General features: G+C 74.2%; 13 protein-coding genes. 5 read left to right on the top strand and 8 right to left on the bottom strand.

Features of this window, described 5'->3' with window-relative positions; translation table 11 throughout:
* Nucleotides 1-493: 493 nt before the first annotated feature.
* Nucleotides 494-1,345: a glutathione S-transferase C-terminal domain-containing protein gene (locus IE329_RS13865; protein WP_190211152.1), complete on the top strand. Its 852-nt coding sequence runs from the start codon at nucleotides 494-496 to the stop codon at nucleotides 1,343-1,345.
* Nucleotides 1,346-1,472: 127 nt separating this feature from the next.
* Here IE329_RS13865 and IE329_RS13860 read toward each other — a convergent pair whose 3' ends face one another.
* Nucleotides 1,473-1,967 carry a DUF1269 domain-containing protein gene (locus IE329_RS13860; protein WP_190211151.1) on the bottom strand — a complete coding sequence of 165 codons (495 nt, stop codon included), beginning with the start codon at nucleotides 1,965-1,967 and terminating at the stop codon, nucleotides 1,473-1,475.
* Between the two features lie 674 nt (nucleotides 1,968-2,641).
* On the opposite strand from IE329_RS13860, the gene IE329_RS13855 reads away from it, so the two are divergent.
* Together IE329_RS13855 and IE329_RS13850 are read left to right on the top strand one after the other, a co-directional pair.
* Entirely contained in the window at nucleotides 2,642-3,628 is a 987-nt protein-coding gene (locus IE329_RS13855; protein WP_190211150.1) for an NAD-dependent epimerase/dehydratase family protein, read from the top strand.
* A 198-nt stretch (nucleotides 3,629-3,826) separates the two neighbouring features.
* On the top strand, nucleotides 3,827-4,672 hold the full coding sequence (locus tag IE329_RS13850; RefSeq protein WP_190211149.1) for an alpha/beta fold hydrolase: 846 nt from the start codon (nucleotides 3,827-3,829) through the stop codon (nucleotides 4,670-4,672).
* A 153-nt stretch (nucleotides 4,673-4,825) separates the two neighbouring features.
* Here IE329_RS13850 and IE329_RS13845 read toward each other — a convergent pair whose 3' ends face one another.
* The gene (locus IE329_RS13845; RefSeq protein ID WP_229927419.1) at nucleotides 4,826-6,133 is read right to left on the bottom strand and encodes a PucR family transcriptional regulator; all 1,308 of its coding nucleotides are present in this window, start codon (nucleotides 6,131-6,133) and stop codon (nucleotides 4,826-4,828) included.
* A gap of 688 nt (nucleotides 6,134-6,821) precedes the next feature.
* On the opposite strand from IE329_RS13845, the gene IE329_RS13840 reads away from it, so the two are divergent.
* Together IE329_RS13840 and IE329_RS13835 are read left to right on the top strand one after the other, a co-directional pair.
* Nucleotides 6,822-8,159: a lipase family protein gene (locus tag IE329_RS13840; RefSeq protein WP_190211148.1), complete on the top strand. Its 1,338-nt coding sequence runs from the start codon at nucleotides 6,822-6,824 to the stop codon at nucleotides 8,157-8,159.
* 313 nt (nucleotides 8,160-8,472) lie between these two features.
* Nucleotides 8,473-10,110, top strand: coding sequence for a serine/threonine protein kinase (locus tag IE329_RS13835; RefSeq protein ID WP_190211147.1), 1,638 nt, complete (start codon nucleotides 8,473-8,475; stop codon nucleotides 10,108-10,110).
* Nucleotides 10,111-10,216: 106 nt separating this feature from the next.
* Here the strand turns inward: IE329_RS13835 and pntB are convergent, their stop codons facing one another.
* The 6 genes from pntB to IE329_RS13805 form a co-directional block, all read right to left on the bottom strand.
* Complete coding sequence (gene pntB, locus IE329_RS13830; protein ID WP_190211146.1) at nucleotides 10,217-11,680, bottom strand: Re/Si-specific NAD(P)(+) transhydrogenase subunit beta; 1,464 nt, start codon at nucleotides 11,678-11,680, stop codon at nucleotides 10,217-10,219.
* 5 nt (nucleotides 11,681-11,685) lie between these two features.
* A complete protein-coding gene (locus IE329_RS13825) occupies nucleotides 11,686-13,257 on the bottom strand; it encodes a Re/Si-specific NAD(P)(+) transhydrogenase subunit alpha (protein ID WP_190211145.1) in 1,572 nt (523 codons plus the stop codon).
* Nucleotides 13,258-13,548: 291 nt separating this feature from the next.
* Nucleotides 13,549-14,178: a YdeI/OmpD-associated family protein gene (locus tag IE329_RS13820; RefSeq protein ID WP_190211144.1), complete on the bottom strand. Its 630-nt coding sequence runs from the start codon at nucleotides 14,176-14,178 to the stop codon at nucleotides 13,549-13,551.
* Between the two features lie 123 nt (nucleotides 14,179-14,301).
* Entirely contained in the window at nucleotides 14,302-16,008 is a 1,707-nt protein-coding gene (locus IE329_RS13815; RefSeq protein ID WP_190211143.1) for a methyltransferase, read from the bottom strand.
* 157 nt (nucleotides 16,009-16,165) lie between these two features.
* Entirely contained in the window at nucleotides 16,166-17,377 is a 1,212-nt protein-coding gene (locus tag IE329_RS13810) for a 4-hydroxybenzoate 3-monooxygenase (RefSeq protein ID WP_229927418.1), read from the bottom strand.
* A gap of 245 nt (nucleotides 17,378-17,622) precedes the next feature.
* Complete coding sequence (locus IE329_RS13805; RefSeq protein WP_190211142.1) at nucleotides 17,623-21,003, bottom strand: beta-glucosidase; 3,381 nt, start codon at nucleotides 21,001-21,003, stop codon at nucleotides 17,623-17,625.
* Nucleotides 21,004-21,165: the final 162 nt, after the last annotated feature.

Genomic DNA, 21,165 nt, shown 5'->3' with positions numbered 1-21,165 from the left:
ACGGACCGGTGCCCGGCAGACCGCTCGGGATCACGGACACTCCGTCAACCTTCCTTCCCGCCTTCGGAACCCCGTCCTGCCATCGCCGCCGGCGCCCCCACGGGCGGACCGGGGCCGGTCGCCCGTCCCACCATGCGGGACGCTTCGGTCTCCCTGGGCGAGACCCTTGACGTGGCGTGGATGCGGGTCGAAACTCCGAAGCAGGAATCGTCGAACGTAGGCGGGAGAGCCGTGAGGCGTGCGGAGCCGGTCATCGATGGTGTGGCTCACGCTGTCCGGTTGCTCCCGATGCTGACGTGCCGTCGACACATCGACCTGCAGCGGGTGTGCAGCAGCATGGCAGGGGTGTCCGCCCCCCACGGCCCGGCAGCCGTTCTCGTCTGATACCCCTGGTCCCACAGCGGGCAGTCGCATGTCCTGAGCTGCGCCCTTCTCCCCCCCACCCTCATTTCGCGGTACGCGCGTCCGCGTGCCGCCGACTCCTGGGAGACCCATGTCCGCCCCGTCCCCCTTCGCCGCGCCCTCCCTCCGCGGCCGCATCGGCCACGACGCCCGCAGCGGCTACTACCCCGTAGCGCACCGCTACCGGCTCCACCTTTCCCTCTCCTGTCCGCACTGTCTGCAGATCGCCGTCACCCACAGCCTGCTCGGCCTTGAGGACACCCTGCCGGTCACGCTGCTGCCGGCCCTGCCGGACGCGGGCGACGACGGTTACCTGGCGCTCCGTCCGCTGTACGAGGCCACCTCGCACCAGCACCGGCCGGCCGCGGCACCGGTGCTCAGCGACGACTGGAGCGGACGGATCGTCAGCACCGACCCGGCCGAGATCCTCACCGACCTGGCCCGGCGGTTCCCCGGCCCCGACCTCCACCCGTGCGGTGCCGAGGCGGCGATCGCGGCGGTCAGGCAGTTGTGCGAGCTGAGCATCAACGCCCCGGCCCAGCGCGCGGGCCGGTCCGACGCCACCCCGGACGAGCGGGCGAGTGCGCTGGGCGTCCTGCTGGACGGGCTGGCCACCGTCGAGCGCCGGCTGGAGGCCGGGCCGTACCTGCTGGGCGAGGACCTGACCCTCGCGGACGTGGAACTCTGGGTGACCCTGGTCCGGCTGGACACCGTGCACCGCTGGCACCTGGACGCCGCCGCCGTGCAGGGCATCGCCGGGCACTCCAGGGTGTGGGCGTACGCCGGCCGGCTGGCCGGTCACCCGGCCTTCGGCCGCCACCTCGACCTGGACGGCATCGCGCGCCGCCACCACACCCGCTGCCTGGGCAAGGAGGCGGCCGGGGCGGCGATCCAGATCGTGGACTGGGCGGAGCACGCGCAGGTACGGGTGGCCACCGGCTGAGCGTGGCGTTCCCGGCCGGCCGGCCCGGGGGGCCCGCCGGCCGGGGACGCCCGGACGGCGGGCCCTCCGATCCGTACTGCCCTCACCGGCTCTACCGGCTCTACCGGCTCTACCGGCTCTACCGGCCCTACCGGCCCTCGGTGAAGGCCTCGCGCAGGCGGGCCTCCTCCTCCGTCGAGAGGCTGGTCCGGATGAGTTCGGCGTGCCGGCCCTCGAACTCGGGACGGATCCGGTCCAGGACGGCGTCCGTGGTGAGCACGAGAACGGCGGAGCTGCCGGGGGTGACCTTCTCCCGCACCTGCTGGACGAAGGAATCGTCGATGCCGAGGTTGGCGAGGTGCCCGCCCAGGGCTCCCGAGGCGGCGCCCGCCGCCATGCCGAGAACGGGCACGAAGAAGATCGCGCCGAGCAGGAAGCCCCAGAACACCCCGCCGAGGGCGCCCATGCCGGTCATGTCGCTCAGGTGGCGGGTCCGCGGCTTGCGGGCGCCCGCCGGCCAGCTGACGACGGCGCCGTCCTCGACCTTGATCACTTCCTGGCGCTGGAGCCTCTTCAGGGTTTCGAGGGCTTCGTCGGCACCGGTCGCGGTGGGGAAGCGCCACACCGTCAGGGTCGCCGTCATGACCTCCGGTCTCGACGGTACGCACGACACGGCTCCATCCTCGGCCAAGGCCCAGGCCGTCGCCACACGCGCCGAGCACCCGGGAGGGACGACGCCCGGGCATCAGCACCAGCCGAACGGGCGAGAGCAGCCGACCCGGCCGGAACCTGGACCAGGCCCGTTGCCCTGGCCTGGGTCGACGGCACCCTGTTCGCCGGGCTGAGGAGCGCGCTTCGGCGTGCGGCAAGGTGTGGCGACGTCAACGTGCACTGCGTTGACGGTCGCGCCATGAACTGATGAGCAGTCAAAAAACCATCTGGGGACACCAGTTTTAGGTCCCTGGCGACGCCATCGTTTGGCGGGCCCTGCCCTGTTCGGGTGGGCTCCGGGAGAAGTGGGCCCCTGGCTGCGTGCAGAGCCGAAGGAGATGTTCGGAGTTGTACGTCCTTCGGCGCTGCCCGGAGCTGCGTGATCGGCCTTCGACGAAGTGTCAGCTGCTGTCGGTGACTTAAGGAACAGGTCTGCCGCGACGGCCGGCGGACGGTGGTCCGGGATTTCCCGCGGCGGAGACTCCCGACAACCGGTCGGGCGGAACGCCCGGTCGGAGGCGGCCGGTTCGGATTCAGCTGACGGCGATTCCGCTGATGGCGGATGGGGGTGGACCGATCGGCAGAACGGTGTGGACAGTGGTCGGCATGCGACTTCTCATGCTCGGTGGATCCGGTTTCGTCGGACGCGCCATCGTCAACGAGGCCCTGTCCCGCGACTGGGACGTGACCCTCCTCCATCGCGGCAACCGCCGCCCGCCGTCCGGTGCCACCGTCCTCCAGGGCGACCGGACCGCCCCGGACGGGCTGGCCGCGCTCGGTGCCGGCGAGTGGGACCTGGTGGTCGACACCTGGTCCGCGCGGCCGTCGGCCGTCCGTGACGCGGCGGACGCGCTCGCGAAGCGGGCCGGCCGGTACGTGTACGTCTCCAGTGCCTCGGTGTACGCCGACCCGGTCGACCACAGTGCTGCCGAGAACGGCGTCCTGCTGGACGGCTCGCCCGACGACGGCGAGGTGCCCTATCCGCAGGCCAAGCGGGGCGGGGAGCTCGCCGTCACGGGCGCGTTCGGCGAGGACCGGTCGCTGCTGCTGCGGGCCGGCCTCATCCTCGGCCCGGGCGAGGACGTCGGCCGCCTGACCTGGTGGCTGGACCGGATCGCCCGGGGCGGCCCGGTCCTCGCCCCCGGTCCGCGCGGGCTGCCGCTCCAGTACATCGACACGCGGGACCTGGCGGTCTGGGCCCTGGACGCCGCCGTGCGCGGCCTGTCCGGCCCGTACAACCTGGTGAGCAGGCCCGGTCACGCCACCATGGGCGAGCTGCTGGAGTCCTGCGTGGCCGCGACCGGATCGGATGCGGAGCTGCGCTGGACCGACCCCGGGCGGATCGCCGCCGCCGGCATCGCGCCGTGGACCGAGCTGCCGATCTGGGCGCCCCCGGGCGAGTTGCACGAGTTCCTGTACGGCGTCGAGACGTCCAAGGCGTTCGCGGACGGACTGCGCTGCCGGCCGGTGGCCGAGACCGTCGCCGACACCTGGGCGTGGCTGCGGGAGCTTGGCGGGGTCTCGCCGCAGCGTCCCGACCGTCCGGTGCTGGGGCTGACCCCCGAGGCCGAGGCCGCCGCACTGCGCGGCTGACGGACGCTGCTCCCGGCGGGCGGGCCGTCCGGCGCTCCGCACCGCTTCAACTCCACGACGACACCGCACACCTGCCGGGAACGCGGGAACGCGGGAACGCGGGAACGTCGGACACCGGGTCACCGGGTCACCGGGTCACCAGGAACGCGGGAAACACGGGAAACACGGGGAAGACGGGAAAAACGGGGGAACACCACCATGCCTGTACTCAAGGCGCCTGACGGCACCCAGCTCGCCTACCGTGTCCTCGGGGAGGGCACCGGAGCCCCCGTGGTCTGCCTGCCGGGCGGACCGATGCGGGACTCCGTCTACCTCGGCGACCTCGGCGGCCTCCCCGCGCACCGGCGGCTGGTCGTGGCCGACCAGCGGGGCGCCGGGCGGTCCGCGACACCGGACGACCCCGCCTCCTACCGCTGCGACCGCCTGGTCGGGGACGTCGAGGCGCTGCGCGACCACCTCGGCCTGGGCCGGATGGACCTGCTCGCGCACTCGGCCGCCGCCAACCTCGCCGTGCGGTACGCGGAGCGGTACCCGCACCGGGTGGGCCGGCTCGTCCTCGTCACGCCCGGCACCGACGCCGCCGGCCTGGGGGCCGGCGCTGACGACCGGCGCGAGGTGGCGCGGCTCCGCAGTGACCAGCCCTGGTACCCGGCGGCGTCGGCGGCCTTCGAGGCCATCGACGCCGGCGCCGCCGCGGCCGCCGACTGGGTGACCGTCGCACCGTTCCTCTACGGCCGGTGGGACGAGGCGGCGCAGGCCCACCGGGCGGCCGAGGAGAAGCAGTGGAACGAGGCGGCGGCGGAGGTCTTCGGATCGGAGGGGGCCTTCGACCCGGATGCCACCCGGGCGGCGCTCGCCGCGCTCGGCACGCCCGTGCTGGTCCTGGCCGGGGAGTTCGACCTGGCCTCGCCCCCGCGGGTGGTGGCCCGCCTCGCCGCACTGTTCCCGCGCGCCGAGTTCGTCGTGCAGTCGGGCGCTGGCCACTACCCGTGGCTGGACGACGCCGACCGGTTCGTGTCGGTCACCGCGCGGTTCCTGGCCTGACACCGGCCGGACCCACGCGACGGACGTCCCGCGCGCGCCGGCCGCGCGGGACGTCGGCCCACGTCGGGTGCCCTGTCGGGCGGCCCACGTCGGGTTCCCCTGTCGGGCGCCCGCGTCGGGCAGCCGACGCCGGGTCGGCCTACGCGGGTCGGCCTACGCGGGTCGGCCTGCGGGCCGGCCCAGGTCGGGTCCGCCCGTGCGTCCGCCGTGCCGGACGGTGTCGTGGGCGGCCAGTGCGGCGCGCAGGGTCAGCTGGTCGGCGCCCCGGGCGGCGTCCAGGCCGGTGAGTTCCGAGGCTCTGCGCAGACGGTAGTCGACCGTGTTGGGGTGCACCTGGAGCAGGGCGGCCGCCTGCCGCCGGACGAGGCCGCAGGCGAGGAAGGTGCGCAGCGTGTCGAGCAGTTCGGGGCGCCCGGCCAGCGGGGCGAGCAGCGCGGCGAGTCTGTCCCGGGCCGGGCCCGGGCGGCTCAGCTGGTACTCCAGCAGGACGTCGTCGAGGAGGTACAGCCCCGGTCCGCGGCCGGATGCCTGTGCCACCTCCCGCAGTTCGCCCACCAGCCGGGCGGCGTCCGCGACGGCGTCCGGTGCGGCGGGGGCCGCTGCCACCAGCAGCTCGGCGCCGCAGGCCCGGCCGAGCTGCCCGACCAGCCGGGCGAGCCGGTCCCGGTCCGTGCCGGCGAAGTCGGCCGGCGGCGTGCCGGACGGGAGCAGCACCAGCCCGCCGGTCCCGGACAGCGAGGACAGCGGGACTCCCTCGGTGCGGCGCTGGAGTTCGTTGCGCAGCCGGCGGAGTTTGCGGCGGGCGGCGACGGCGTGGTTCACACCCGGTAGCAGCTCGTCGGGGTGCGGTCCCATGGTGATGCCCAGGACGAGGTAGCAGGGCGGCAGCGGGAGACCGGCGCGGTCGGCCGCGGTCTGCGGGTCCCCGCCCTCCAGCAGTTCGGACAGCAGCGACTGCCGGGCGACCTGCTCGTCGCCCAGCGCCGTCTGCCGCTCCTGGACGTACCCGGCCGCGACCGCGCAGCTCACCAGCCGGAGGTAGCCGAGCAGCCGCTGCTGGACCAGCAGCACGTCCGGCAGATCCTCCGGCCCGGCCGCCGGGAGGACCTGGGCCGCGCACTCCTGCGCGCCCAGGTGGTACGCCCCGACCACGGCCTCCAGCGGTACGCCTTCGTCCGCGCGCCGGGCCGACGATTCGCTGATCCTCGCCAACTCGGCCTCGCCGGGCAGTTCGCCGGTGCGCAGCACCTCGGTGAAGGCCCGGATGCCGCGGTCCACCTCGCGGGCGATCTCGTCGCGGAGCTGTTCGGAGGGGAGCGCCCGGTACGCGGGGAGCAGCGTGACGAGCTGGGCCATCACCGCGGGTGCCAGGGCTGCCGCGGAGAGCCTGAGCCGCTCGTGGACGGGTACGCCGCCGAGCCGTGGTGCCGGGCCGGGCTCCACCGCGTTGGATGCGGTCACAATCCACCTCGCGAATCTCTGTTGTCCGACCCGGCGACACGGCGCCGTACCGCAGCCATGATGTTTTCCGGGACGTTACTTACCAGTCAGTAATGCGCTCATCGGTTGTACCACCAGAGGTGCGCAGAACCCGACCGCACCGTTCACCCCACCCCCACCGGCCCGCCCCCACCATGCCCCCCCACCCCCACCCCCACCCCCACCCCCACCCCCACCCGTACCGGAGGCCCGCCCGCCACCACCCGCCGCCCGGGCGCACCCCGCGCAGCCCGGAACGCGCCTCGGTCCGGCCGCCGCCGTGCCGGTCCCGTGCCGCTGACGTCCACGCACCCGGCGCCGCATCCCTCGGGCCTCCCGGGGCCTGACCGGACGGCCGCCACCGTCGCGGCCCCGGGCCGGCCTCGCCCGGACGCCCGCCGGGCCGGCGCGTCCGGACTCCCGACCGCCTGGCCGGCCACGCCCGGACCGTCCCGCCTGCCCGGCCGCCACGGCCCGCTCGCGAAGACGGCCCGGCCGAGGCCGGCCCGGCGAGCCCGGCCCGGACCGCCGCGTCACCCGCTCCTGCCCGCGCTCGGCAGTGCGCCGGACACCGCCACCCGCCCTTTGGCCGGATCTCCTTGATCCCGAGCCGCCAACAGCCGATCCCACGTCACGAACCGTTGTTCCCGACCCACGAACCGGGGGAGTCATGCCCAAGAACACGTCCAGGCTGCTTGCCGTCGCCGCCGTCACCGCCGCGACGGCCCTGGCCGCCACCGCGGTCCCGGCGGCGGCCGCCGCGCCGCCGGCCGCCACGGTGAGCGTCCCGTTCCACACCTACGACGGCAGCGCGCCGCTGGCCTCCCTCGCGCCGGGCACCGTGCTGAAGACGCGAACCCTGCAGTACCACCTGCTGGGCCTGCCCACCCCGGTGAAGGCGGTCCAGCTGCTCTACCGCACCACCGACGCCCAGGGCCGCCCGAGCGCCAACGTCACCACCGTGGTGCCCAGCCCGACGGGCGACGGCAGCAAGGCCGTCTCCTACCAGTCGTTCTACGACTCCCTCGACCCGCAGGACAGCCCGTCCCGGGCCATCGCCGGCGGCCTCTCCCTCGGCGGGCTGATCCCGAACGCCGAGACCCTCCTGCTGGCGCCGCTCCTGCTGCAGGGATACAACCTCGTCATCCCGGACACCGAGGGGCAGAGCGCCGACTTCGCGGCCGGCCCGGAGTACGCGACCAACACCCTGGACTCGATCCGCGCCGCGACCAGGTCCGCGGCCACCGGGCTGGACTCCGCCACCACCTTCGGCCTGCTGGGCTACTCCGGCGGCGCCATCGCGACCGATTGGGCGGCCGCCCTCGCGCCGGGCTACGCGCCGGACGTCAACAGCAGGCTGGTCGGCTTCGCCGAGGGCGGCCTGCTCGTGGACCCGGCCCACAACCTCAAGTACGTCGACGGCTCCCTGGTGTGGAGCGGCGTCATCCCGATGGCGGTCATCGGGGTCTCCCGCTCCTTCGGCATCGACCTCAAGCCCTACCTCAGCGACTACGGCCTGTCGGTGTACCAGCAGGTGGAGTACGGCTCGATCGTCGACGCCCTCGGCCGATTCCCGGGGCTCACCTGGAAGAAGATGGCCAAGCCGCAGTACGCCGACCCGAACTCGGTGCCGGCCTTCCTGGCGGCGGTGAACCGGATCAACCTCGGCTCGGCCCCGGCGCCGACCGTTCCCGGCTACATCGCCCAGGGTGACGGCGGCGTCCTGGAAGGGACCTTCGGCAACCCCCCGGGCATCGGGACCGGTGACGGGGTGATGGTCGCCGGGGACGTCCGGGCCCTGGCCCGGCAGTACTGCGCCGCCGGCAACGCCCCGGTGAAGTTCCAGCAGTTCGACCTGCTCAGCCATGTGGGCGTACCCGTCGTCTGGGCGCCCGTCGCGCTGGGCTGGCTGAAGGACCGCTTCGCCGGCCGGACCGCCCCTTCGGACTGCGGGCACATCCCCGCGGGGAACTCCCTGGCCCCGGAGCAGCCGGCGCCGGCCTCCTGACGGGACCCGGTCCGGCAGCCCGCACCGGGCACGGCCCGCCGCACCGCCACACCGCGCCGCCCGCCACATCCGCTCCGCCGCGTCCCTCTCCGAGGCGACGAGGTGGCGGTGCGGGCGGTGTGGTGCGGCGCGGCGGTGCGGCGAGCCGGCGGCGCGGGGCCAGGAGCCCGGCAGGCCGTGGGCGCCAGGCCTGTCCGCACAGTGGATTGAAGGTGCGTCACCTTTTGCCGACCCGCCCTCGCCACGGGCCGGCTGCTGGAAGAATCACCCGGGCAGACCATCGGTTTCTCGTGATTCGGCAGGACCATTGCTCATGGAACCCCTCAAGGCCGGCGATCCGCGCCAGGTGGGCCCGTACCACCTGCTGGGGCGGCTCGGCCGCGGCGGGATGGGCCAGGTCTTCGTGGGCCGCTCGCGCGGCGGCCGGGCGGTCGCGGTGAAGGTGGTCCACCCGGAATTCGCCGGCGACCCGGAGTTCCGCCGCCGGTTCGCCCACGAGGTCGCCGCTGCGCGTAGCGTCGGCGGCTTCTACACCGCCCAGGTGGTCGACGCGGATCCCGATGCCGACCCGCCGTGGCTGGTCACCGCCTACGTCGCCGGGCCGTCCTTGCAGCAGGCGATCGACGCGTACGGGCCGTTGCCGGTCGAGGCGGTCACCGCCCTGGGGGCCGGGCTGGCCGAGGCGCTGACCGCGATCCACGGCGCGGGCCTGGTGCACCGCGACCTCAAGCCCGGCAACATCATCCTGGCCGGCGACGGCCCCCGGGTGATCGACTTCGGGATCTCCCGCGTCCTGGACGCGACGCACATCTCGACCACCATCGTCGGAACACCCGGATTCATGTCCCCGGAGCAGGCGAAGGGGCTGGCCGTCGGGCCGCCCGCCGACGTGTTCGCCCTGGGGGCGGTGCTGGTGTTCGCCGCGGCCGGGCGCGGCCCCTTCGGCGCGGGCCCGGTCGAATCGATCGTGTACCGGATCGTGCACGCCGACCCGGACCTGGCCGGGCTGCCGGCCCCGCTCACCGAGCTGGTCACCGCGTGCCTGGCCAAGGACCCGGAACAACGGCCCGGCCTGGCCCGCGTCCTGAACCAGCTGGCGGAGCCCCCGGGCAGGGCCGGGGCGTGGGTCCCGTCCGCCGTCACCACGATGATCACCGAGCGCGAGAGCGAGCTGTCGGACCAGCTGGGCACGCTGTCGGCGACGGTCACCGCCCCCGACCCGTCAGCCGCCCCCACCTTCCCGCTGGGGCATGTCCCCCGTACCGTCCCGCCGGGCGCGCCGCCCGGCGGGCCGCGACCGCCCCGCCGTACGGCCCTGCGCGCCCTGACCGCGGTGTGCGCCGTCGTGCTCGCGGCCGGCGGCGTGCTGGGCATCAGGACCGCACTGGCTCACTACGACGACCAGGCGGTGGGCATCGTCCCCTCGCAGCGGCAACAGAGCCCCACGTCGCTGCCGGCCGCGCCCACGGGCGGTGGTGACCCGCCGTCGGCATCCGCTCCGCACAGCCCTGCCTCGCCCTCGCTGCCGGTGCTGCCGGTGAAGAGCCCCGTCGTACCGTCGGCGTCCGCTCCGGGCCGGATCACCAACACCTCCAGCGGGCTGTGCCTCGACACCGAAGGCCCGCAGCGGGCCGATGTCACCACCCGGATCAGCGAATGCGGGTACTTCAGCGGCCAGATCTGGGGCTACAGCGAGACCGGGCACTACCTCGTCAACCCGCCCAGCGGGCTGTGCCTCGATACCGCGGGGCCTCAGGTGGTCGGACTCGACGTGGTGCTCCGGGCGTGCGGGAACTACACCGGCCAGCAATGGGTGTACGACGCCGTCACCCACCGGTTGACGAATCCGCCGAGTGGCCTCTGCCTGGACACGGCGGGCCCGCCGGCCGGCTTCGTCCGGCTGGTGCTCAACACCTGCGGCGACCACACCGGCCAGAGCTGGAGCCTGTGATTGCTGACGGGCCCGGCCGCAGGTACCGTGCGCCCGCTGCGCCGGGGGCCTGCGGGCGGACCGCCGGTGCGGAGCCGGGGCGGTCCGCCCGCAGGGAGGTGCCGGGTCAGCCGGCCGTCGTCCGCTGCCGGACGGGCTGGGCGGGCGCCTCCCGGGCCTGCCCGGGGAGGGCCTGGAGGATCGCGTCCACGCTCTGCTTGGCGTCCCCGAAGAGCATGCTGCTGTTCTCACGGAAGAACAGCGGGTTCTGCACCCCCGCGTAGCCGGACGCCATCGAGCGCTTGAAGACGATCACCTGGTCGGCCTCCCACACCCGCAGCACCGGCATGCCGGCGATGGGGCTGGACGGATCGTCCATGGCGGCCGGGTTGACGGTGTCGTTGGCGCCGATGACGAGGACCACCGAGGTGCCGGCGAAGTCGTCGTTGATCTCGTCCATCTCCAGGACGATGTCGTACGGCACCTTCGCCTCGGCCAGCAGCACGTTCATGTGCCCCGGCAGGCGCCCGGCCACCGGGTGCACCCCGAAGCGGACCTCGACGCCGCGCTCGCGGAGCCGGCGGGTCAGCTCCGCCACCGGGTGCTGGGCCTGGGCCACCGCCATCCCGTAGCCGGGCGTGATGACCACGGACCTGGCCCCGGCGAGCAGCGCCGCGGTCTCCTCGGCGCGGATCTCGCGGTGCTCCCCCTGTTCCTCGTCCCCGCCGGACGGCGCCTCGACGCCGAAGCCGCCGGCGATGACCGAGAGGAAGGAGCGGTTCATCGCCCGGCACATGATGTACGACAGGTAGGCACCGGAGGAGCCGACCAGTGCCCCGGTGACGATCAGCAGGTTGTTGTCGAGCAGGAATCCCGCCGCCGCGGCGGCCCAGCCCGAATAGCTGTTCAGCATGGAGACCACGACGGGCATGTCGCCGCCGCCGATCGAGGCGACCAGGTGCCAGCCGAGCGCCAGCGCCACCAGGGTGACCGCGATCATCAGGCCCAGGTTCGGGCGCACGGTGAACCAGACGGTCAGCCCCGCGAAGGCGGCCAGCGCCCCCAGGTTGAGGGCGTTCTTGCCGGGCAGGGTCAGCGGGCGGGAGGCGATCCGGCCGGACAGCTTGAGGAAGGCCACGACGGAGCCGGTGAAGGTGACCCCGCCGATGAAGATGCCGATGAAGACCTCGGCGTGGTGGATGCCCAGCAGGTCGCCGGCGACCAGCGTCTGGGCCGAGCCGTGGGCCTCGACCTCCAGGTAGCCGTTCCAGCCGACCAGGACGGCGGCGAGACCCACGAAACTGTGCAGGACGGCGATGAGTTCGGGCATCTGCGTCATCTCGACCCGCCGCGCCCGCCAGAGGCCGGCCGCACCGCCGAGCAGCATCGCGAGGACGATCAGGAGGACCGCGCCGGCGGTGATGCTCTGCGCCGCCAGCACGACGGTGGCGACCAGCGCCAGCGCCATGCCGGCGATGCCGTAGACCACGCCGGCGCGCGAGGTCCGGTGCTGGGACAGTCCGGCCAGGCTGAGGATGAACAGCAGGGCGGCGACCAGGTCCGCGGCGTGGGACGCCGTGGTGGAAGTCATCGGGCTCAGCGCCTTTCGGGGGCAGTCGAGAACATGCTCAGCATGCGGCGGGTGACGGCGAAGCCTCCGAAGATGTTCACGCTCGTCAGCAGCACCGCCACGGACGACAGCGTGGTCACCACCCAGCTCTCGTGCCCGATCTGCACCAGGGCGCCGATCACCACGATCCCGGAGATGGCGTTGGTCACCGACATCAGCGGGGTGTGCAACGCGTGGTGGACCTTGCCGATGACGTAGTAGCCGATGACCACCGCCAGGGCGAAGACCGTGAAGTTCTCGGCGAGTTGGGCCGGCGCGAAGGCGATCAGCAGGAAGACCGCGAGCATCCCCAGGCCGAGCAGGCCGAACCGGACCGCGGGGGTGAGCCGGGACGGCTTCGGCTCCGCCGGCGCGGCGGGGGCCACCGGTGCCGGCTCCGGAGCGGCGGCCGACACCGCCACCGGCGGCGGCGGCCAGGTGACCTCGCCGGCCCGGACCACCGTCACGGCCCGCTGGACCACGTCCTCGAAGTCGACGACCAGCCGGCCGTCCTTGCCGGGGGTCAGCAGCTTCACCAGGTTCACCAGGTTGGTGCCGAACAACTGCGAGGCCTGGGTGGCCAGCCGGCCCGCCAGGTCGGTGTAGCCGATGATGGTGACACCGTTGCCGGTGACCACGGCCCGGCCCGGTACGGTGCCCTCGACGTTGCCGCCCTGTGCGGCGGCCATGTCGACGATGACGCTGCCCGGCCTCATCGCCGCCACGTCCTCGGCCGTGACCAGCCGCGGGGCGGGCCGGCCGGGGATCAGCGCGGTCGTGACGATGATGTCCACGTCCTGGGCCTGCTCGTGGTAGAGCGCGGCGGCGGCGCGGTCGTAGTCGGCCGAGGTGGCCTTGGCGTAGCCGTCGGTGCCGGCCTCCTGCGCGACGTCCACCGGCAGGTACTCGCCGCCCAGCGACCGGACCTGGTCCGCGACCTCGGGCCGGGGATCGGTGGCGCGGACGATCGCGCCCATGCTGGACGCGGCGCCGATCGCCGCGAGCCCGGCCACGCCGACGCCCGCCACCAGGACCTTGGCCGGCGGCACCTTGCCCGCGGCGGTGACCTGGCCGGTGAAGAAGCGCCCGAACACGTGGGCCGCCTCGATCACCGCCCGGTACCCGGCGATGTTCGCCATCGAGCTGAGCACGTCCATCGACTGTGCCCGGGAGATCCGCGGGACGGCGTCCAGCGCCAGCGCCGTGACGCCGCGCGCGGCCAGCGCCTGGACCAGCTCCGGGCGCTGCGCCGGGGCGAGCAGGCCGACGAGGGTGGTCCCGGCGCGCAGCCGGGCGGTCTCGTCGTCCGACGGCGCGTTGACCTTGAGGATCACCTCGGCGGCCCAGGCGTCGCCGATGCCCGCGCCGGCCTCGGTGTACGCCTCGTCGGTGAACCCGGAGGCGGCGCCGGCCTGCGAGTCGACGACGACCTGGTAGCCGAGGTCGAGCAGCTGCCGTACCGTCGCGGGCGTCGCCGCGACGCGGGTCTCCCCGGGGGTCGACTCGGCGACCACGCCGATGCGCTGGGGTGGGTGGTGGGTCGGGACCTGTGCAGACATGTCTGGTGTCTCTCTCGTCGGAGGCGCTGCTGACCGGGCATCTGCGACAGCGGGGGACTGATTGGCCCGCTGGCGCAGGAACGTACACCCACCCGGGGCCCGGACCGATACCGAGAGCCCGTGATTAGCCTCACTGCGTGAACGAAGGCCGCGGACGGGCGGTCCCCGCCCAGGTCAGCGGCCCGGGCCGGGCCGGCTCGCCGGGCGGTTCGTCCGGCGTCGGGTGAACTCGACCGGAGACCGCGTGAGTTGCGCGGCGGGCACGCCAGGGCCCGGGTGGTGCCACCGGGCCTACCGCCGCCCGCCGCCCGCCGTGTCCGCCTCGCCGCCGTCTCCGTCTCCCTCTCCGTGCGCGGCGAGGCGCAGCACCGTGCGCTCCAGCCTGGTCCGCCGCACCTCGGGCGTGGGTGCCTGGAGGAGGGGGAGGACGGCGAGGTACCGGCCGGTCCGGTCGAGGGCGCGGAAGGCGCGGCCGGCGGCGGGGTCGGCCGCGAGCGCGGCTGCGAGGTCCTCGGGGACGGTGGCGGTGCGCTGGGACCGGTAGGCGCGGGCCCACCGGCCGTCGGCCTGGGCGCGGCGGACCTCGGCGAGGCCCGGCTCGCGCATCCGGCCCTCGGCGGTGAGGACCGCCACCTTCTCGACGTTGACCTGCGACCAGAGGCTGCCCGGCCGCCGCGGGACGTACTTCTGCAGGTAGTGCCGTTCGTCGAGGCCGCGTCGCAGGCCGGAGATCCAGCCGTAGCACAGGCCCACGTCGACCGCCTGGTCGCTGGTGAGCGACGGGATCCCGGAGCCCTTCCTGGCCAGCTTCAACCAGACGCCCTCGTGACGGGTGTGATGGATGCTCAGCCAGCTCGCGAACGCCTCCTCGTCGGCGAAGGGCAGGACCTCGACCCCGTCGAGCTTCTCCGTGTTCTCCATCCGGTCAGGCTAGGGCCTGTCCGGCGGGGTGCCGGCCCGGCGCCCCGGCCGGCCTCCCGGGCCGGGGCGGCCCGGGAGAGGGGTGGACGCGAAGGCGACGGGACGGAGGGCGACGGGCTGCCGCTACCGCCCGGCGGGGTGGGGCGCGCCGGCCGGCCGGGCGTGCAGCACGCTGCCGTCCAGGGGCAGCGGCGTACGGCCGACCAGGGTGAGCCCCGCGTCGGCGAGGAGTCGGGCGTAGTGGTCGGCGCGGCGTTCGCGGCCGCCGACGTTGCACCGCATGTGGAGGTCCCAGGCGGTGGCCAGCGAGGCCGAGTCGTCGGTGGGCAGCACGCGTTCGACGATGAGCAGGTCGGCCTGGGCGGGCATGGCGCGGGCGCAGTGGCGCAGGATCTCCCGGCACCGCTCGTCGTCCCAGTCGTGCAGGATGCGGGACAGGATGTAGACGTCGCCGTCCGGCGGCACGTCCGCGAAGTCGCCCTCCCGGTAGGCGCAGCGCCCGCCGACGCCGGCCGCTTCCAGGGCGCGGCGCGCGGCCTCGAGGACGTGCGGGCGTTCGAGCAGGACGCCGTCCAGGCGCGGGTGGGCGGCGAGGACGCGGCCGAGCAGGGCCCCGTTCCCGCCCGCGATGTCGACCACCGTCCGGGGGCCGGGTGCCTCGCCGGCCGCCGTGACGACGGGGTGCTCGACGAGCGGACCGAACATGCGTGAGCCGGCCGCCATGGACCGGTCGAAGAGTTCGGCGAGCTCGGGGTCGCGGGCGAAGTGGTCGAAGTGGTTCTCGCCGAAGAGGTGGTCGAAGGCGACCTCCCCGGTCCGTACCGTGTGGCCGAGCGCGCCGAAGGACCGGTAGAACGGGCCGCCGTACATCAGGGCCAGCGGCCGCATGGAGTCCGGCGCGTCCGTGCGGAGCAGCGCGCCGAGCCCGGTCAGCCGGAAGCCGTCCCGGCCGGTCGTCACCAGGCCCAGCATGGCGAGGTAGCGCAGCAGCGTCGCCATGCTCTCCGGGTCGGCGCCGACCGCCCGCGCCAGCGCCTCGGCGCCGGTTCCCTCCTCGGTGTGCATGGCGTCGGGGACCCGCAGTTCGGCGAAGACCGCCAGGGCCTGGGTCGTCCACGCTCCGGTCATCAGGCGCAGGAGCGTTTCGGCGGACTGCCGTGCCCGGTACTCGTCCAGGTGGGCGGCGAGGACGTCCCGGTGGTCGCCGGGCGCGTACAGCTCCACCCGCCGGTACCCGGCCTTGGTGTCGGTGGGCGCGGTGAAGTAGAACACCGTGCCGTCCTCGTGCGGGTTGTACCCGCCGCCGTCGGCCGTCGCGCCGTGCCGCCCGAAGATCGCGCACATGCCGCGCAGGACCAGCGGATCCGGCTGCTCGATCTCGAAGGCCAGGTGCGCCTCGTGCTCCCGGTCGCGTTCCCGCTCGGCGATCCCGGCGAGGCCGGAGCCGGGCGGCACGGTCAGGGTGAACACCTCGACCGTCCGGCCCGTCCCGTCCGGGCCGGTCACGGCCGGGCGCAGGATCCGCACGTTGAGCTCGGCCGCGTCGCGCCCGTGCCGCGCGGCGAGCCGGTCCCGGACGACCACGCTGGGCTGCGCGGCCACGTCGGGGGAGAGCGCGCAGCCGGCCAGCAGGGTGCGCAGTGCCTCCTGGTCCGGCGGGAAGACCAGGAGTGCGGCGTGCGAGAAGCGGCAGCGGTCCACCAGCGCCCGCAGTTCCAGGGCGTCCAGGCCGGGCAGGAGCAGCGGTAGCAGGGTGGCGGCGTCCTGCTGCCGGACAAAGCCGGCCGTCTCGGCCAGACGGTCGGTGTCGGTCGCGAACGACGTGGGCATGGCGAAGCCTCCTCATGTGGGTGCGGGGTGAAGGTCGGTTCTCGGGTGAAGGCCGGTCCGTGTCCGGGGTCCGGCGCCGGGACGCGGTCGGGCGTCGGAAGGCCGGTCCGTGTTGGTCCGGCGCCGGGACGCGCTCCGGCGTCCGGGTGAGGGGTGCTCAGACGCCGACGTAGTGCTCGGCGAACCAGTCCTGGCAGCTGCGCGAGCTGCTCAGGGACGCGAGGCGGGAGCGGCGGAGGGAGTCGTGGAAACCGGGCTCGCCGTCCGGTCCGGGGGCGCCGTGCAGCAGCCGGACCATCCACCCCGAGAATTCCTGCGCCCGCCAGATGTGCTCCAGGCACTGCGCCGAGTAGCGGGCGAGCCCCTCGGGATCGCCGTGGCCGAGGTCGGCGATCAGGGCGCGGGCGAGGATCTCGGCCTCCAGCACCGCGAGGTTCGCGCCCTTGGCCGCGGACGGGCTGAGCAGGCTCGCGGCGTCGCCGGCGAGGAAGAGGGCGCCGTGCCGCAGGGGTTCGAGCACGTCGGACTCCAGGTCGACCACGGCCCGGTGGACGATCCGGCCGCGGTGCAGCGGTCCGTAGTCGGCCGCGCGCATCCGGAGCGACAGTTCGTCCCAGATCCGGTCCTCGGACCACGCGTCGGGCGAGGCGCCCCGCTCGTACTGCAGGTAGTAGCGCGTGACCTCGGGCGTGCGGGCCATGTGCCCGGCGAAGCCACGGTGGTGCACCGCGTAGCCCACCGCGTCCAGGCTCGGGGGCGCCTCGGCGAGCAGGCCGAGCCAGGAGACGCCGTGGTCGAGGTGATGGCGGCGGACCGCGCCGGGTGGGAGCGAGCGCCGGGCGGCGCCGTGCCGGCCGTCGCAGCCGGCCACGTACCTGCCCTGCCAGCTGCCGGTGCGGCCGTCGGCCTCCCGCACGGTGACGGTCGGGCGCGCACCGTCCGTGTCCCGCACGGTGAGCGCCTCGGTGCCGAAGCGCACCCGGCCGCCGGTGTCGAGGTACCGCGTCAGCAGATCCGTCACCAGTTCGTGCTGCGGGTAGACGGTGTGCCGCTCGCCCCGGCCCAGCCCGCCGTAGTCGAGGCGGAACCGGCCGTCCTCGGTGCGGAACTCGCAGGTGGCGTGCTCCCGGCCGCGCCGGCGGAGCCCTTCGGCCAGGCCGTGCCGGTCCAGGATCCGCACGGTGTTCGCGGCGAGGAAGCCGGCCCGCGAGCGGGCCTGGACCTGTGCCCGGGTGGCGCGCTCCAGGACGACGCAGTCGACCCCGCTCGCGTGCAGCAGGTTCCCGAGCACCAGCCCGGCGGGCCCGGCGCCGAGGATGACCACGTCGGCGTTGTCACGTAATGCTGTGGTGCTCTGACTGTCCGTCACAGAAATGGATCATAGAGAGTGGAGATGGCCCCGGTGGGGCCCGTTCACCCGTACGGACGCAGCGCGGCCGCGACCGCCGGTCGCCGCTCCCGGCGCCGTCACCCCGGGTCGTCGCCGGTCGGCCGGGCCCGGTCGGCCGACGCCGGGGGAGGGGCCGGTGACGTTCGTACCGGGACGATGGACCGCGGGCGAGCGGTCACGGGGGGAGCGGGGCCGCCGCGGGGTTCGCGTCGGCCCCGCCGCGTTCACCCGTACGCGTTGAACTCGGTGACGGACCACCAGGAGGTGGCGGTGCCGGTCTGTACGACCTTCACGTACCGGGCGTTCTGTGCGGGGAAGTCCGCCGTCACCAGCGGGCCGGTGCCGTTGCCGGTCGCCACCGCGGAGCCCCAGGTGGTGCCGTCGGTGGAGAGGAAGACCTGGTAGCTCCGGGCGTAGTCGTTGGTGCTGCCGCCGGAGTCCATGGTGATCCGGGCCAGCGACCGGACGGCGCCGGTGTCGACCGTCAGGGACTGGCCGGAGGCCATCGGTACGCCCGAGGACCACCGCGAGGCCGCGTTCCCGTCCAGCATGTTCGCCGGCACGTCACCACCGCCGGTGGAGGAGGCCGAGGCCGACCACCCCGTGCGCGGCAGCACGGTCGGCCCACCGCTGCCCGAACCGCCGCCGGTGGTGTACGCGTTGAACTCGGTGACGGACCACCAGGAGGTGGCGGTGCCGGTCTGTACGACCTTCACGTACCGGGCGTTCTGTGCGGGGAAGTCCGCCGTCACCAGCGGGCCGGTGCCGTTGCCGGTCGCCACCGCGGAGCCCCAGGTGGTGCCGTCGGTGGAGAGGAGGACCTGGTAGCTCCGGGCGTAGTCGTTGGTGCTGCCGCCGGAGTCCATGGTGATCCGGGCCAGCGACCGGACGGCGCCGGTGTCGACCGTCAGGCTCTGGCCGGAGGCCATCGGTACGCCCGAGGACCACCGCGAGGCCGCGTTCCCGTCCAGCATGTTCGCCGGCACGTCACCACCGGCCGTCGACGAGGCCGTTGCGGACCACCCCGTGCGCGGCAGCAGCGTCAGGCCGCCGCCCGTACCGCCGCCGGTGACGGTGGTCTGGCCGCTGAGGCGGAGGTCACGGGAGGAGGAGCCGACCGAGACGGTGTGGGTGCCGGCGGCCGTCGTCCAGGAGCCCGACCAGTACTGGAAGCTGCGGGCGTCGAGGGTGAGCGAGACGTGCTTGGTCTGCCCGGGGTCGAGGGCGACCTTCTGGAAGCCCCGCAGGTTCTTCGGCGGCTCGCCGCTGGAGGCCGGCTGGCCGACGTAGACCTGGGCCACCTCGGCACCGGCCCGGGTGCCGGTGTTGGTGACGTCGAAGCCGACCGCCACGTTGCCGGCGGCGTCGGGGGCGGAGACGGTCAGGCCGGAGTAGCCGAAGGTGGTGTAGGAGAGGCCGTACCCGAAGGGGTAGAGCGGCTCCTTGTTCTTCGCGTCGTACCAGCGGTACCCGACGTTCACGCCCTCCGAGTACTGCACGGTGCCGTTCTGGCCGGGCCACTGGGCGGTGGTCGAGGCCGGCACGTCGGCGAGCGACTTCGGGAAGGTGACGGGCAGCTTGCCGGAGAAGTTGACGTCGCCGTAGAGCAGCGCGGCGATCGCGCCGCCGGCCTCCTGCCCCGGGTACCAGTTGGCGACGATGCCCTGGACCGCGCCCGCCCACGGCATGGTGACGGCGGAGCCGCTGTTGACCACCACGACGGTGTGCGGGTTGGCGGCGGCCACGTCGGCGACGAGCTGGTTCTGCTCCGCCGACAGGTCGATGTCGCGCAGGTCGGAGCCCTCGGACTGGAAGTCGCTGACGAAGACCACGGCCAGTTCGGAGGCACGGGCGGCCGTCACGGCCTGGTCGTGGGCGCTCTGCCCGGGGACCTGCCAGCCGAGCGAGGCGCTGCTGCCGCCGCCCGCCTGGTAGTAGTCGACCTCGATGCTGACCGGCTGCCCGGCCGTCAGGGTGACGCTGCCGGTGCGGGTGGTCGGGCCCTGGTTGTACCAGTTGTTGATGACCTGCTGGCCGCCCACGATCAGCCGGCTGCCGTCGTCGCTGTTGAGCGAGAACTGGTAGCTGCCGGTGGTCGGCGGGGTCAGCGTGCCGGTCCACTTCACCGACCAGTTGGTGGTGTTGACGCCGGCGGCGGGCGACTGCCCGCCCCAGACCGTGTCGACGGCCGGGTCGACCCGGCTCGCCACCACGGCGCCGGACAGGTCGGTGCTGTTGTGGTACTCGCCGTACAGGCCGGTGCCGGTGCCCGTGGACGGCTTGAGCGCGCCGGTCGGCACCGGCGGCAGCGAGCCGTCGGCGGACGGCACGCCCTGCGCGAAGGTGACCGTCGTACCGGCGCCCGCACGGGACTTGATGCCCTGGTAGGGCGTCACTACGTGCGGGGCGTTGACTGCCGCGCTGCCGCCGCCCTGGGTCATCACGCCGGCTCCGGCGTCGTCGCCGATCACGGCGATCGAGCGGACGGAGGACGCCACCGGCAGCACCGAGGCGCTGTTCTTCAGCAGGACGCTGCCCTCCTGCGCGACCTTCTGGGAGACGGCGGCGTTCGCGGCGGAGGTGACGACGGCGTCCCGGTTGCCGGTCTGGGCGCGGTCGAAGAGCCCGCGGCGGAACATCGACGCCAGCACCCGGCGGGTGTGGTCGTCGACCGTCGCCTGCGACACCTGGCCGGAGTTGACGGCGTTGGTCAGCGCGGTGCCGTAGTAGTCGTTGCCCGGCATCTCCACGTCCAGGCCGTTGTTGGCCGAGGCGACGGTGGAGTGGGTGGCTCCCCAGTCCGCGGTGACGAAGCCCTTGAAGCCGAGGTCGCCCTTGAGGACGCCGTTCTGCAGCGGTCCGTTCTCGCAGGCGAAGGCGCCGTTGACCGCCGAGTACGAGCACATCGCGGAGTCGACGCCCTGCTTGACCGCGGCCTCGAAGGCCGGCAGGTAGATCTCCCGTTCGGCCCGGTCGGAGACCACCGCGTTGTCCGCGATGCTGTTGCGGTTGGTCTCCTGGTTGTAGACCGCGAAGTGCTTCACCTGCGCCATCGGGCCCTGGCTCTGGATGCCCGCGATGTCGGCCGCGCCGATCTGGCCGGCCAGGTACGGGTCCTCGCCGAAGGACTCGAAGGCCCGGCCCCAGCGGGGGTCGCGGACGATGTTGACCGTCGGTGCGAGCACGACGTTGGTGCCCTTGCCCCACTGCTCCGCGCCGAGCACCTGCCCGTACTCGCGCATCAGGGCCGGGTCCCAGCTGGCCGCGCCGGCCACCGGCGCCGCCAGCTGCGTCACACCCGTCAGGCCGTCGCCGGCGCCCACCGGGCCGTCCTGGAAGTGCAGCGCGGGGATGCCGAGCCGGGTGTTGGCCGGGATGCAGCCCGCGTAGCCGCAGGACGGGCCGCCGTGCAGCATCGTCAGCTTCTCGGCCTGGGTCATCGCGGCGAGCAGCTCGTCGGCGCGCTGCTCGGGGGTCTGGGCCGCGTTGGTCCACGGCTGGTCGGCGGCCTGGGCCGGCTGGCCGCCGAAGGCGGCGAGGGTACCGGCCACCAGCAGGGCGGCGAGTGGCCCGGCGAGGGCGGATCGCGGTTTGGGACGGCGCACGACGGCTCCTGACGGCGGAGGGGGCGGAGGCCCGCGGCTCGGGTGGGGAGCGTGCGACGGGCCCCCGGGGGGTGGGGGCGTGCGAGTGCCCCGCGGGGGGTGTCGGGGCGTGCGGCTGCCGGAGCCGGTCGCGCGGTGGGGCGAGTGCTGACGGGCGTCCGT

This window comes from Kitasatospora indigofera, assembly GCF_014655955.1.
Lineage (GTDB): Bacteria > Actinomycetota > Actinomycetes > Streptomycetales > Streptomycetaceae > Kitasatospora > Kitasatospora indigofera.
The sequence above is the reverse complement of the archived record's forward strand: the minus strand, read 5'-3'. Positions and strand labels throughout refer to the sequence as shown.